Source organism: Paenibacillus sp. GCM10027626 (genome assembly GCF_042676285.1).
GTDB lineage: Bacteria > Bacillota > Bacilli > Paenibacillales > Paenibacillaceae > Paenibacillus_Z.
Genome location: NZ_JBHTHC010000002.1, coordinates 736068 through 749142 on the forward strand (window position 1 = coordinate 736068; position 13075 = coordinate 749142).

The window sequence follows — 13075 nt, forward strand, 5'->3', positions numbered from 1 at the left end:
GATGAGAGCCGGTTGTCATGTCTCTACCCGCGGCGGATATCGGGAAGCGGCCAGACGCGCCCTAGGGCAAGGGGCGGCCGCCTTTCAGTACTTTCCGAAAAACCCTCGCAGCATTGCCGTAAAAGCATTCGATCACGCAGATGCGGAGCGCTGCAGGCAGTATTGCGAGCAGAACGGTCTTGTGTCGATTGCCCATTCTTCTTATCCTGCTAACATTGCGGCAGAAGATCCGCTTCACCGTGCGCGCACTGCCGAGTCGCTGCTTAACGATCTGACGATCGCTGAAGCATGCGGCTCGCTTGGAGTGGTCGTACACTTTGGCGTATATAAAGGCAAGACATTGCTGGAAGGCTATCAAAACATCGTCATCTCCTTGAGCGAAATTGCGGACCGCTGGAATGGGAAGGCCAAGCTGCTTATTGAAAACCAATCCGGCGAGCATACGCTGATGGGAATTACGATGGAGGAGCTTGCACAGGTCCGCAGCCTGAGCCGCGGGCATAATAAGATTGGCTTTTGCCTGGATACCTGCCATTTGGTCGCCAGCGGCCAGTGGGACGGACAACCGCACGGAGCGTGGCTGGACAAGGCCGAGCAGCTGGGCATTATCGACCATCTGCTGGCTATTCATTTGAACGATTCCGTCTACCCTTTCGGCGCCAGACGAGATCGTCATGCGAGAATTGGCGAGGGGCATATTAGCGCGGAAGGGTTTGAATGGCTCGTCAATCATCCGCTGCTGAAGGAAGTACCCTTTATACTGGAAACGCCGTCAGACGACGATGGGACACATCGATCTCAGCTCGATCTTATCTGTCAATGGGAGAGGAGATAGGACGATGAACGTTTATTTGGATGATTACAGACCATGTCCAGCCGGATTCGTATTGGCCAGCAATGCAGAGGAATGCATCCTGCTGCTGCAGCATGAGGAAGTTGACACGCTGTCACTGGATTATGACCTGGGGTGGGGACAGCCGACGGGGCTTGAGGTCGTTCGTTATATTGTTGAAAGCGGACGGTTTCCGAAAACGATTTATTTGCATACTTCCAGTCCGGCAGGCAAAATGCAGATGTACCGGATGCTGGCGGAGCATGCTCCGGTTCATGTACATATCATTAATAAAGCGATGACCGATTCATAATGGGGGATTGAAGATAATGATTCAAATGCAGAATATTTGTTGGCGCCGAGACGAGCGAACAATATTGAACAATGTCAATTTACATATTCAGGAAGGCGAGCAATGGGTGCTGCTGGGACGCAACGGCTCAGGCAAAACGTCCTTGCTGGAAATGATGACAGGGTATCTGTTCCCGACATCAGGGGTTGTCGATGTGCTGGGAAATCGCTTTGGGGAATGCGATGTGCGCGAAGTGCGCAAAGAGGTGGGCTATATAAGCCAATCGATGGTGGAGAAGCTCAACCTGGGCGACCCGGTATGGGAGGTAGTGGCGACAGGCGAATATGCTTTCCTGCGATTTTACCAAGAGATCGATGAGCAGGTTCGCTTGAAGGCGTTGCAGCATATTGAGGAAGTTGGGCTTGGCCATATGGCCGAGCAGCCTTTCGGAACGTTATCCCAAGGGGAACGAAAAAAAATTTTGCTGGCCAGAGCGCTGATGAGCAATCCCAAGCTGCTTATTATGGACGAGCCTTGCGCCGGGCTTGATCTGCATGAGCGGGAGAAGCTGCTTATCGACCTGGGCAATTTAAAAGGGCGCGGCATTACCATCGTATATGTAACCCATCATCTGGAGGAAATTATAACATTATTTACACATGTTGCTGTTATTCGTCAAGGTGAAATTATGGCTGCTGGACCTAAACGGGATGTCGTAACCGCTCAAATTATTAGCGATGCTTATGATTGGCCGGTTGAGGTCGAATGGGCAGATGATCGTCCGTGGATTCGGCCGATAGGGGGAGAACGGGCTTGACAGAATGGATTTGTACCGCTAACCGCGGATTTGCCGCTTATGCTGCAGAGGAGCTTCGCCGTTTGTTCCCCGGCATGAAGATGATGCAGCTGGCAGCAGGCGAAATATTTTGGATTGAAGTGGCTGAAGAGCGGGAGGAGGCCCTTGAGCGCATTCATAGCAAAGAGCCGATCTTTTTGCGCCATCTTCAGCCTGTGGAGCGGAAGCTGCCCATCCGCGGCTCTGCAGACGACTTGCAGGCATTAGGCGATGTAGTGCGCCATGCCCGTTTGCGCTTTGCCGGACATACGGTTGCTGTTCATTTGCGCCGTGTAGACCATAGTCCGTTTCCTTATTCAGCTGCCGATACGAAGGCCGTATTGGATGCGGTGCTGATGGAGACTGGCGCTGAACCAACAGTGAAGTCACCAGAGCAAATTATTTCAATTCTGGCAGGCAAGGATGTATTATATGTCGGGATCGGCACACCGGAGGAGCAGCTTTCCGATTGGCCAGGGGGAGCTGTCCGATTCCAGCGGGAGGACGGCCAAATATCACGCGCCAAATTCAAGCTGCTGGAAGCGGAGCAGACCTTTCATCTGGATTTGGCAAGCTACCGGGAAGCGCTTGATATCGGCGCTGCTCCCGGCGGCTGGACGCATCTGCTGCTTGAGCGGGGGCTGAAGGTCACGGCGGTAGATCCAGCGGAACTGCACCCGTCGCTTGCAGCTTATCCGCGGCTGACCGTACTGAACAAAAATGCGGCCGATGTACAGTTCAAGCAGGGACAGTTTAATTTGCTGGTATGCGATATGAGCTGGAGCCCGCTGCAAATGTGCAAGCTGGTGCTGGATCTGGTTCCGGCATTAGAAGCCGGGGCTGCGGCAATTATTACTGTGAAGCTTATGCACAAGAAGCCGCTGCAAACGATACGCGATGTGATCGCAAAGCTGGACGCTGAATTTACTTTGCAGAAAGCGAAGCAATTATTTCACAATCGCGAGGAAATTACGTTATACTTAATGAAGAAATAAAAACATAGCCGGGAAAGCATCCCGCTGCACAGATGAATGAAGCTGTGCATGCCGGGGTGCTTTTTTTTTGCGGCCATTTGTGCGAGGGAGGAAGACAAGTTGAGCTTAATTACAGGACAGTATGTCGGGAATGGGCGCTACCGGATTATAAAATGTATCGGCCGCGGAGGTATGGGGGAAGTGTATGCGGTCGAGGACCGGAAGCTGCAGGGCAAGCTGCGGGCGGTAAAAGTTAATCGGGCACATGCCGCTGAAGGCTTGTATTTGGCGGAGGAGGCGGCAATGCTCATGCGCCTCAACCATCCTTGCCTGCCGCAAATTGTCGATTATTTCCCGCCTGGCCGCGATCAGGCGGAATTGCTCGTCATCGATTATATCGACGGCGTAACTTTGCAAGTATGGAAGGCCGAGCTTAATGAGATTTTAGAGATTGGTGTGCAGCTGTGCCGTGCGCTGGCGTATTTGCATAAGCAACAGCCGCCGATTATACATCGTGATTTAAAGCCGGGCAATGTTATGGTCGATCATAGCGGGCAAGTGAAATTGATTGATTTTGGCATTGCCAGGCATTTCAAAGCCGGAGCGGGCAAAGACACGGTGCTAATCGGTTCTCCGGGCTTTGCGTCGCCGGAGCAGACTGGTGCTGGACAAAGCGATCCGCGGACAGATATATACGGTTTAGGCACGCTGCTCTATTTCTTGCTGAGCGGCGGCACTGCGCCAACCTCGTTTGCAGATTCCGCGCGGCAATTGCCTCCTGCCGTCCCGCAAGTGATAAGAGCTATGGTAGCCCGCATGCTGGAAAAGAGCCCGGAACGCCGCTATCCGGGTGTCGCGGAAGTAGAGGAAGCATTGCAGGGGTGGCTTGCACAAAATGGAAATAACGGTAAAAGGGCGAATATCTCCCCGAAGCTTACTTGCAATAACGGGAAGAAGACGAGACGCATTGCGGTTGCCTCCTTGTCATCCGGCGCAGGAGCGACGACGATCGCTTTAGCGCTTGCGCGGCTGATCGGAATTCAGCAGGCTTGTGCAGCCTTTGAGCATCCGTTGCTGCCGCCTGAGTGGTATGCTGCTCTCCGGCTTGATGAAAGCCGCGCTGCATCTGAGGCGGCCGACATGAGGTATGCGCAATGTCAGGAGGGTGCGGTCAAGTGGCATGCCAGATTGCCCTGGCTGGAAACGGGGGGCTATAAGGATCAGGCCGATAAAATGGAAAAATTTCATTTTATGTACGAGAACTGCGGCGCTCCTGTATCGCTGCTCGACTTATCAAGCAGCTGGCTGCAGCCGGAAGCGCTCCGCTATGCAATGGAGGCGGATGATCTGATTTTGGTGACCGATCCGTATTTATCCAAATGGACCCCGGCCCGGCTGCGCGAGGGCAAAGGCTTGCAGGCTGGACGGCTGGCGCTCGAACACAAACGGACTTGGTGGCTGTTAAATAAAGATATGGCATTCCGCGGGCGCAAGGAATGGCTTGCCATGCTTCCGGGCGAGCCGGCTGCAAGCCTGCCGCAGTTCGCACCCGAGGATATGATTCATCAAGTGTGGCATGGGCGGGGAATTGGCTCTGACAAAAGTTCCCTGGCAAGTACGAAAAGGGCGCTTTGGCCGCTGATTGAGCAGCTTTTCGCAGGAAGCTGATTTAATCGGGACATGTCCTGTGATACAATGGAACGCGAGCGGCTTATCGAAGTCGTTAGTTTAGAAGAAATGGAGCCGCAGTAAAATGAGTTTATTGACCGTGGAAGAATTAAATCATAATTTTGGCGATCGCATGCTTTTTAAAAATGTATCCTTCCGCTTGCTGGCCGGCGAGCATGTCGGACTTGTAGGCGCCAATGGGGCGGGCAAGTCGACGCTAATGAATATTTTAACGGGGAAGGTGCTCAAGGATGAAGGCAGAGTCGAGTGGACGCCCAAGGTCCGTTACGGCTACCTCGATCAGCATACGAAGCTTGAACAGGGAAAAACGATTCGCGATATATTGAAGGATGCTTTTCTCCCGCTGCTGGAGCTGGAAAAGGAGCTGGGGGAAATTGCCTCCAAGATGGCGGATGCCGATCCGGAGGAGCTGGAGGTGCTGCTGGAGCAGATGGGTGAAATCCAGGAGCAGCTGGAGATTGGCGATTTCTATCTGATCGATGTCAAGGTGGAAGAAATGGCGAACGGTCTCGGCCTAAGTGCGATCGGGCTGGATCGCGATGTCACGGCGCTCAGCGGCGGCCAGCGGACGAAAGTGCTGCTTGCCAAGCTGCTGCTGGAAAAGCCGACGGTCTTATTGCTGGACGAGCCAACGAACTATTTGGATGAAGAGCATATTACGTGGCTGTCCAGCTATTTGAAAAACTATCCTTATGCGTTTATCCTGATTTCCCATGATACAAGCTTCATGAATGAGGTCGTCAACGTGATCTATCATTTGGAGTTTGCCAAGCTGACGCGCTATTCGGCGAACTATGAGAAGTTTCTCGCTATGGCTGATATTAGTAAAAGCCAGCATATTGAAGCCTATGAAAAGCAGCAGGAGTACATTAAAAAGCAGGAGGACTTCATTCAGCGCAATAAGGCGCGCGCTTCTACAAGCGGCCGGGCCAAGAGTCGGGAGAAGCAGCTCGAGCGAATCGAGCGGATTGACCGCCCCGACGAGGCAATGAAGCCGACCTTCAACTTTAAAGAGGCGCGCACAAGCGGCAAAACCGTGTTCGAGGCTAAAGGGCTCGTCATCGGCTATACTAAGCCGCTGCTGCCAAGCATGAACATGCTGGTGGAGCGCGGCGACAAAATTGCGATCGTCGGCTGCAACGGTGTTGGCAAATCTACCCTGCTGAAGACGATACTCGGTTTGATTCAGCCGCTTGATGGCGAGGTCTACCATGGCGACTATTTGCATCCTGCATATTTTGAACAGGAGGCTAAGGCGCCTAACATTACGCCGCTGGACGATGTATGGAACGAGTTTTCGCATATGAACCAGCATGAGGTGCGCGGAGCGCTGGCGCGCTGCGGGCTCAAGAACGAGCATATTACTCGCGCGCTTAGCCAGTTGAGCGGCGGCGAGCAGGCCAAGGTGCGTCTGTGCAAGCTGATGCTGCGCGAAAGCAACTGGATTGCATTCGACGAACCGACCAACCATCTTGACGTCGTAGCCAAGGCGGAATTGAAGCGCGCGCTGCAAGCTTTTAAAGGCACCATTATTCTCGTATCCCACGAGCCCGAATTTTATGAGGATTGGGTTACTAAAGTATGGGATGTCGAAGCCTGGTCGATGCAAACGACTTAACGTTATTCATATAATGCCTGAGCGCTCTGGGGTCCTTGACATTCGGTCAACTTGAATTGCCCCAGGCGCTTCTATTATGATAAAGGGAGATCGGTTCCATTAGAGAAACCACAAGAAATGGGTGGACAACGAGATGAAAGAACGTATTTTAGTTATAGAGGACGAAGACGGAATTGCCCGCATATTACAGCTGGAATTGGAGCATGAAGGATATACAGTTGGACGGGCTGCCGACGGCCGCAGCGGACTGGAGCAGGCGGTGTCCGGCGAGTGGGATATGTTGCTGCTCGACGTCATGCTGCCTGAGCTGAACGGGGTTGAGGTGCTGAGAAGATTAAGACAAGCAGGCAACCCGATTCCGATTATTTTACTGACAGCGCGGGATACGATTCCTGATAAGGTGAGCGGCTTTGAGCATGGGGCCAATGACTATATTACGAAGCCGTTTGCGATGGAAGAATTGTTGGCCCGCGTTCGCAATTTGCTGCGTATTTTCGGACAGCAGCAGAAGGAAGCCGAGAGTGCCGATGTCATTAGAGCGGCAGACCTGTCAATTGAGCTGCGCTCGCGTAAGGTATTCCGCAAGGAGATGCCAATCGAGCTAACGCCGCGGGAGTTTGAACTGCTAGTTTATTTGGCCGAGCACAAAAATCAAGAAAAATCCCGGGAAGACATTTTGTCAGAGGTGTGGGGATACGATTTCATCGGAGAGACGAATCTCGTTGATGTGTACATCCGTTATTTGCGGCAGAAAATCGACAAGGGCTATCGGCATAAGCTGATTCATACCGTTCGCGGGGTGGGATATATGTTAAAGGAGCCTGACGCATGACACTCCGCAGGAGATTTACTTTTTTCACAATATTTTGGTTAATTTTCATCCTTATTTTATTCAACATATTTGTCTATTTGTTCGTCATTAAGATTACGATGCGCAGCGAGGAGCAGCTGCTAACGAACAAGGTCAATATATTGCTTGAAGATCCAAGGGTGGACAATATAGCGGGATTGAGCGATCCCGAGCTGCTGCGCGACTATTATAATGTCAATGAGTTGATCCGGATTGTCACACCGGACGGCAAGACGATCAATTCCCAGGGCTCCGACCCCGAGCTCATTGCGCTGGAGACGACCTTTAGCAGCCAGTTTGAAACCGGGATGCTGCTAGTTGAAGGGCGGCGGGTCATTTATATGGAAGTGCCCTTGTACGAGGGGCATAAGGTTATTGGCAAAATACAGCTGTACCGCAAGCTGACGCTGCTTGACAGCTATCTGCAGGTACTCGTTATCGCGCTGACCGTGACGAGTGCAGGCGCCATCTTGTTTGCAATACTGGGCACCTATTGGTTCACCTCGCGGCTGACTTCTCCGATCCAGCATATGGTGCAGACGATGCGCGAGATTGACCGCAGCGGCAAGCTGCGCAAAATAGAACTGAACGGCAAGGACCAGTCCGCCGAGCTGGAGCAGCTGGCTAGAGCCTTTAATCAGATGATCGAGAAGCTGGACCGGACTTTCGCCAGACAGCGGCAGTTCGTAGCTGACGCATCTCATGAATTGAAGACGCCGCTTACTGTCATAAGCAGCTACGCCAATATGCTCAGCCGCTGGGGCCGAGACAACGATAACGTGCGTGATGAAGCGATTGAAGCGATCGTCAAAGAAAGCGAGCGATTGCAAAACTTGACCAAATCGATGCTTGTACTAGCGGAGGCGGAACAGGAAGATTGGCTTAAGCTGGAGACATTCGATCTGGTGCAGCTGGCAGATGAAACCGCTGATATGCTTTATACGACATTTCAAAGGATAATTCGCGTGCATACGCCGAAGACCGACGTGAAGGTGAGCGCGGACAAGGATAAGATCAGACAACTGCTCGTAATTTTACTGGACAATGCGATCAAATATAGCAAAGAGCCAATCGATATTACGATTGCAATTACAAAAGGCAATGTACGCCTTTCTGTATCCGACAAGGGAATAGGCATTCCGGAGAGCGATATGAGCCATCTGTTTGAGCGCTTTTACCGTGTCGATGGCGCGCGCAGACGGACAACGGGAGGAGTAGGTTTAGGCCTTTCCATTGCCAAACGGATTGTTGATCTGCATGAAGGACAAATCGACGTATTCAGCAAGCCGAATCAAGGGACGACAATTACAGTGGCAATTCCGCAAAAAAAATAACCGTTTCTTCTGCCCGGATTGTGCGGTGCACATCCCGAGCGAAGAAACGGCAATATTTAATGGGAAGAGTCACTAGGATACGCGTCTTGCTGTCACATAGTGCGAGTCCCAATGCGACTGTTTGAGGCTGCTGAAGCGAACGCCGCCTTGGCCATACGTATGCAGGATTTTGTTGTTGCCGACATAGATGGCGACATGGCCGATCCCTTTTCCGGTTGTGCGGAAGAAAACAAGATCGCCGCGCTTCAAATTGGAGCGGGGTACATAAGTACCTACTTTAGCCTGTTGTCTGGAAGTGCGAGGCAGATTAATTCCTATTTTTTTATATACATATTGTGTAAATGATGAGCAATCAAATGCATAAGTCACACCGCTCGGCGCTCCGAAGCGATAGGGGACACCCAAGTAATTATCGCCAATGTTAATAATTTGGCTTGCTTGAGCAGCAGTAGCAGCCTCTGCTTTCGGTACGCTTCCGACTGTTAGTGAACTGAAGCCGATCACAGCGCCGATTGCTGCAACCGATAATTTGCGGACGATGGCGTTATTTTTCAACATGTGTAAGATCCCTCCAGCGTTTGTATGATGTGAATCATGCTACAGGGCTACTATATCAGAAAAACATCTCTCTAAAATTTACCAAATCGTACATAAAAAGATTGTTTTTCAGTAATAGATACGCTTTTACACGCTTTATTAAAAAACGGTGAGAAATTTTTAATTGGGAGTGAACAGGAATTGAATTTACGTGTAGCCGCCGTCCAGTATAGACTTGAGGATATTAGCAGTTTTGCACAATTTGCCGAGCAAGTAACACATTATGTACGAAATGCCTCAGAATATGAGGTGCAGTTTTTATTGTTTCCGGAATTTTTGACGACCCAGCTACTTTCCATGACCGACAGTAAGGGCAATGCTCTGAAGATTGAGGATTTGCCTTCCTTTACAGACGATTATGTGAATTTGTTCAGAGGGCTCGCCGCGGAATATGGGATGCATATTATCGGCGGTACGCATGTCATAGCCGATGCAGCGGGCAAACGGCGGAATGTCGCCCATTTGTTCGATCCGGACGGCAGAGTTGTTACGCAAGCGAAGCTGCACTTAACGCCGACTGAGGTGGCCGAGTGGAATATGGCGCCAGGTGAAGGGCTCGAGGTGTTCGATACGCCGTTTGGCACCATGGCCATGCTTACATGCTATGACATCGAGTTTCCCGAAATCGTCCGGATGGCGAGAGCCAAAGGAGCCAATATCATTTTTTGCCCTTCATGCACCGATGACCGTCACGGATTTTATCGTGTACGCTATTGCTGCCATGCCCGTACAATAGAAAATCAAATTTATATTGTTACGACAGGGACGGTGGGCTCATTGCGCAAAGTTGATTTTATGCGGGCGAATTTTGGACAGGCCGCTATATTGTCGCCGAATGATATTCCGTTTCCGCCGGCAGGGATCATCGCCGAAGGCGTTATCAACGAGGATATGCTGGTCGTGGGCGATCTAGATGTATCGCTGCTGGAGAAGGTGAGAGCGGCAGGCTCAGTGACGACCTGGCGCGATCGCCGCACTGATCTGTACCCGGATTGGAAGTGAGGTTATGCGTAAGGAGCTGTTTGTATATGCATCCGGCAAGCCGGAGCGTATTGCAATTCGCAACTATACAGCCGATGATATAGCAGGCCTGATCGCCATCCAGCAGGAGAGCTTTCCGCCGCCATTTCCTTCTGAGCTGTGGTGGAAAGAAGAGCAGCTGCTGGAACATGTGACCCGGTTTCCGGAAGGGGCGCTCGTTGCTCAAGCGGGCAACCGGCTTATTGGCTCTATGACCGGGCTGCGGGTGAATAGCGCGACAATAGCAGCTGATCATCGCTGGGAGGCTGTTACCGATAACGGCTACATCCGCAACCACAATCCGCAGGGTGACACTTTATATGTAGTCGATATATGCGTCATTCCAGAATATCGCAAGTATGGTGTCGGCAAATGGCTTATGCAATCGATGTACGAGGTCGTTGTCCAGCTTGGCATCCCGCGTTTGCTTGGCGGAGGGCGTCTGCCAGGCTATCATCGCTATGCTGATCAATGCACAGCTTGGGAATACGTCGAGCGGGTAATAGCCGGGGAATTGAACGATTCGGTGCTTTCTTTTCTGCTGCGCTGCGGACGTATGCCGGTAGGCGTGGCCGAGCGCTATTTGGAGGACGAAGAGTCGCTGCATTATGCAGCGCTGATGGAATGGAAAAATCCTTTTTACCAAAAAGACGCATTCGAAGCGAGTCAACTTCATAACTTATGATTCAATTCAAGGAGGTATCGTATCAAAATGGAATATGTACGCATTCAATCTATCCGCGATCCGTTGTTCAAGAAGCTGCATGAGCTTATTCAAACGGTCTTTCCTCCTGAGGAAGTATTGGCATTCGAGCGTTGGGAAGAGCCGCTGCAGGATGAAGGTATTCATGTTTATGCTGCGCTCCACAATGATGAGGTGGTCGGAGCTACCGAGTACCGCTACTATCCGGATTTAGCCGTGGCGATGACTGATTTTACGATCATCGGGCGGCCGGCAATGGGGATTGGGCGGTTTTTGATGCGCAACCGCGAGAAGGACATTGCCCGGCTGGCGAAAGAAAGCGGCACTGTGCCGCTTGGCATGTTTGCAGAAGTGTATAACCCAATCACGGCCGATTATCATTTTGGCGGCGTAACGCCAATGAATCCTTATGTAAGGCGCGAGGTGCTGTCGCATATGGGATACAAGCGCATCGATTTATCCTATGTGCATCCGTCGTGGCAGGAAAATGGCGAGGCAGTAACGGGGCTGGATCTATGCTTTATGCCGGCGGACGAGCCGCTGGAGGAGCTGCCGGCTGAGCTGGTTTCGCGGTTTTTGACCCGCTATTATTCGGCCTTGCCGGCCAAGCCAGAACAGTGGCATCAAATGATGGCAGGCATCGCTGAGCGGCAAATGCTGAGCCTGGAGCCGTTTTAATGGAAGGAAGCATGCAGCATGCCGGCGGTACGGAGGTCACTTTCTGGGGGACTGGCGATTCGATGGGGGTGCCCAGGGTCTATTGCGACTGTGCCGTCTGTACAGAAGCGCGAAGGGGGGGCAGCAATCGCCGCACCCGTTCGCTTGTTCATCTAAGCGACCCTTCGTACGGCACGATGCTGATTGATTGCGGACCGGATTGGCGCAGTCAGATGGAAGCGGCGAATATGCGGCATATCGATAAAATGCTGCTGACCCATGCGCATTTTGACCATATTGCCGGATTAGCGGAGTGGGCCGACAGCTGCCGCTGGCTTAACAGGCGCGGGGAAGCATATGCGAAGGCGGAAGTCATCGCTGAAATCGTGAATCGTTTTCCGTGGCTTGAACGCAATATTGCCTTCAAACCGATAGATGAACCGTTCAATTTGGGAGCTTGGAAAATCACCTGTTGGAAGGTGAATCACGGGAAAAACGGGATCTCATTCGCCTTTCGATTCGACCATGAAGCGGCAGGCAAAGCGTGGGTGTATTGTCCGGATGCGATTAATCTGACGCCGGAACAGCTTGCCCCTATGCATGACCTGCAGCTGCTTATATTGGGAGCAAGCTTTTATCAGGAGCCGTATCCGATGGAAACACGCTCTGTTTATGATGTAACGGAGGCATGCGAGCTGTTTGGCAAGCTTCAGCCGGAACGGATGCTGCTTACCCATATGTCGCATGACATTGATATTCGCCGCGACTACTCGCTTCCGGCAGCAGTAAGCTTTGCGAAGGCCGGTCTGCAAGTGGTTGTATAGCATGATTTCGAAGGTTAAGGATGGACCGGGAATGATAGTCCTGCTTCATCCTTTTTTGATAGGTAAGTTAGAAAAATGTCTGCCGCTCAGTGGTATGCAATGGAATGGGCGTCTAACAGGATTTTAGGTAGGTAAATCAGCCCAAAAGGACGATTTTCGCAATCTAACTGGAATTCATACAGCTAGTTCGGCTGAATCTACACCATCTAGGTCAATTCACCATTTCTAACTGTAGGTTTTCCGTGTAGTCCGGCTGTCTTGTGAACAAAGCATGAAAATGGACTGTAGAATTCCAGTTAGTTGCAGCATCAGGTTCAAATCACCTTGACTTTTTCATGAAGGTGGCTTTGAGCGGCCAACTTTGAGGCATGCGGACCTACGATCCGCTATTTTGTCAAACCCCGGCTCATTCGAAGGTTTCGCGGACACACGATCCGTTATTTGCCGATTTTGCCGGGTTTTCGCGCCGTTTTGAGGCAAATAACGGAACCACGGTCCGCAAGCACGCCAATTAGCTGTTTTGTTCACAGATAACGGATCTACGGAGAGCGTCGATTAATTTCAAATGTTAAGGCTCCCCGTATCTGTTTTGAAGATTTTTTGAAATTTCAGGAAGATTTCCATCTAAACGTGGCCTTCGAGTAGACTCGAACGATACATTTCACATCGTCCTTCAGCCTTCTTCAGGCTACCGGGCTGACGAATCGGCCTTTATGCGCATGGGGAAGCGCCCCTCTGTCTTCGGCTTTTTTGCCGGACAAAGGGGTCCTTGTAAGAGTAACCTAGTTTTTTCACGATCAATTTGATGTTGACCGCCATCCCCTTGATTTTGGCGAAGACCCGAACCTTG

13 protein-coding genes are annotated in these 13075 nt (G+C 51.4%); 12 read left to right on the forward strand and 1 reads right to left on the reverse strand.

The features are described from left to right. Position 1: 1 nt before the first annotated feature. From ACFQ0N_RS07050 to ACFQ0N_RS07085, 8 genes are all read left to right on the forward strand, one after another. A complete protein-coding gene (locus ACFQ0N_RS07050) occupies positions 2-835 on the forward strand; it encodes a deoxyribonuclease IV (protein WP_379324216.1) in 834 nt (277 codons plus the stop codon). Positions 836-839: 4 nt separating this feature from the next. Continuing rightward, on the forward strand, positions 840-1145 hold the full coding sequence (locus tag ACFQ0N_RS07055) for a cyclic-phosphate processing receiver domain-containing protein (RefSeq protein ID WP_379324218.1): 306 nt from the start codon (positions 840-842) through the stop codon (positions 1143-1145). A gap of 16 nt (positions 1146-1161) precedes the next feature. Continuing rightward, positions 1162-1941, forward strand: a complete 780-nt coding sequence (locus ACFQ0N_RS07060; RefSeq protein WP_379324220.1) for an ABC transporter ATP-binding protein — start codon at positions 1162-1164, stop codon at positions 1939-1941. Further along, positions 1938-2954 (forward strand): SAM-dependent methyltransferase, encoded by a 1017-nt coding sequence (locus ACFQ0N_RS07065; protein ID WP_379324222.1) that lies wholly within the window; start codon positions 1938-1940, stop codon positions 2952-2954. Before ACFQ0N_RS07060 ends, ACFQ0N_RS07065 begins: the two co-directional genes overlap by 4 nt. A gap of 99 nt (positions 2955-3053) precedes the next feature. Beyond that, the gene (locus ACFQ0N_RS07070; protein ID WP_379324224.1) at positions 3054-4601 is read left to right on the forward strand and encodes a serine/threonine protein kinase; all 1548 of its coding nucleotides are present in this window, start codon (positions 3054-3056) and stop codon (positions 4599-4601) included. Positions 4602-4686: 85 nt separating this feature from the next. Beyond that, positions 4687-6240, forward strand: a complete 1554-nt coding sequence (locus ACFQ0N_RS07075; protein WP_379324226.1) for an ABC-F family ATP-binding cassette domain-containing protein — start codon at positions 4687-4689, stop codon at positions 6238-6240. 133 nt (positions 6241-6373) lie between these two features. After that, positions 6374-7072 (forward strand): response regulator transcription factor, encoded by a 699-nt coding sequence (locus ACFQ0N_RS07080; protein ID WP_379324228.1) that lies wholly within the window; start codon positions 6374-6376, stop codon positions 7070-7072. Continuing rightward, positions 7069-8424 (forward strand): HAMP domain-containing sensor histidine kinase, encoded by a 1356-nt coding sequence (locus ACFQ0N_RS07085; RefSeq protein ID WP_379324230.1) that lies wholly within the window; start codon positions 7069-7071, stop codon positions 8422-8424. Before ACFQ0N_RS07080 ends, ACFQ0N_RS07085 begins: the two co-directional genes overlap by 4 nt. Before the next feature lie 72 nt (positions 8425-8496). On the opposite strand, the gene ACFQ0N_RS07090 is transcribed toward ACFQ0N_RS07085, so the two are convergent. Further along, complete coding sequence (locus ACFQ0N_RS07090; protein WP_379324232.1) at positions 8497-8982, reverse strand: C40 family peptidase; 486 nt, start codon at positions 8980-8982, stop codon at positions 8497-8499. Positions 8983-9162: 180 nt separating this feature from the next. Between ACFQ0N_RS07090 and ACFQ0N_RS07095 the strand changes: the two genes are divergently transcribed. Genes ACFQ0N_RS07095 through ACFQ0N_RS07110 form a run of 4 tightly spaced genes read left to right on the forward strand, consistent with a single transcriptional unit; the run spans position 9163 to position 12225 of the window. Further along, complete coding sequence (locus ACFQ0N_RS07095) at positions 9163-10023, forward strand: carbon-nitrogen hydrolase family protein (RefSeq protein ID WP_379324234.1); 861 nt, start codon at positions 9163-9165, stop codon at positions 10021-10023. Between the two features lie 4 nt (positions 10024-10027). Beyond that, the gene (locus ACFQ0N_RS07100) at positions 10028-10726 is read left to right on the forward strand and encodes a GNAT family N-acetyltransferase (protein WP_379324236.1); all 699 of its coding nucleotides are present in this window, start codon (positions 10028-10030) and stop codon (positions 10724-10726) included. A 27-nt stretch (positions 10727-10753) separates the two neighbouring features. Beyond that, on the forward strand, positions 10754-11422 hold the full coding sequence (locus ACFQ0N_RS07105) for a GNAT family N-acetyltransferase (protein ID WP_379324238.1): 669 nt from the start codon (positions 10754-10756) through the stop codon (positions 11420-11422). Beyond that, positions 11422-12225, forward strand: a complete 804-nt coding sequence (locus ACFQ0N_RS07110) for an MBL fold metallo-hydrolase (protein ID WP_379324240.1) — start codon at positions 11422-11424, stop codon at positions 12223-12225. The genes ACFQ0N_RS07105 and ACFQ0N_RS07110 overlap by 1 nt, the downstream gene beginning before the upstream one ends. The last annotated feature ends 850 nt before the right edge of the window (positions 12226-13075 follow it).

Bases quoted from the DNA above. Each gene is read 5' to 3' on its own strand.
- ACFQ0N_RS07060 (WP_379324220.1), top strand. From the start codon at position 1,162: ATGATTCAAATGCAGAATATTTGTTGGCGCCGAGACGAGCGAACAATA.
- ACFQ0N_RS07085 (WP_379324230.1), top strand. From the start codon at position 7,069: ATGACACTCCGCAGGAGATTTACTTTTTTCACAATATTTTGGTTAATT.
- ACFQ0N_RS07110 (WP_379324240.1), top strand. From the start codon at position 11,422: ATGGAAGGAAGCATGCAGCATGCCGGCGGTACGGAGGTCACTTTCTGG.
- ACFQ0N_RS07075 (WP_379324226.1), top strand. From the start codon at position 4,687: ATGAGTTTATTGACCGTGGAAGAATTAAATCATAATTTTGGCGATCGC.
- ACFQ0N_RS07090 (WP_379324232.1), bottom strand. From the start codon at position 8,982: ATGTTGAAAAATAACGCCATCGTCCGCAAATTATCGGTTGCAGCAATC.
- ACFQ0N_RS07100 (WP_379324236.1), top strand. From the start codon at position 10,028: ATGCGTAAGGAGCTGTTTGTATATGCATCCGGCAAGCCGGAGCGTATT.
- ACFQ0N_RS07080 (WP_379324228.1), top strand. From the start codon at position 6,374: ATGAAAGAACGTATTTTAGTTATAGAGGACGAAGACGGAATTGCCCGC.
- ACFQ0N_RS07105 (WP_379324238.1), top strand. From the start codon at position 10,754: ATGGAATATGTACGCATTCAATCTATCCGCGATCCGTTGTTCAAGAAG.
- ACFQ0N_RS07055 (WP_379324218.1), top strand. From the start codon at position 840: ATGAACGTTTATTTGGATGATTACAGACCATGTCCAGCCGGATTCGTA.
- ACFQ0N_RS07050 (WP_379324216.1), top strand. From the start codon at position 2: ATGAGAGCCGGTTGTCATGTCTCTACCCGCGGCGGATATCGGGAAGCG.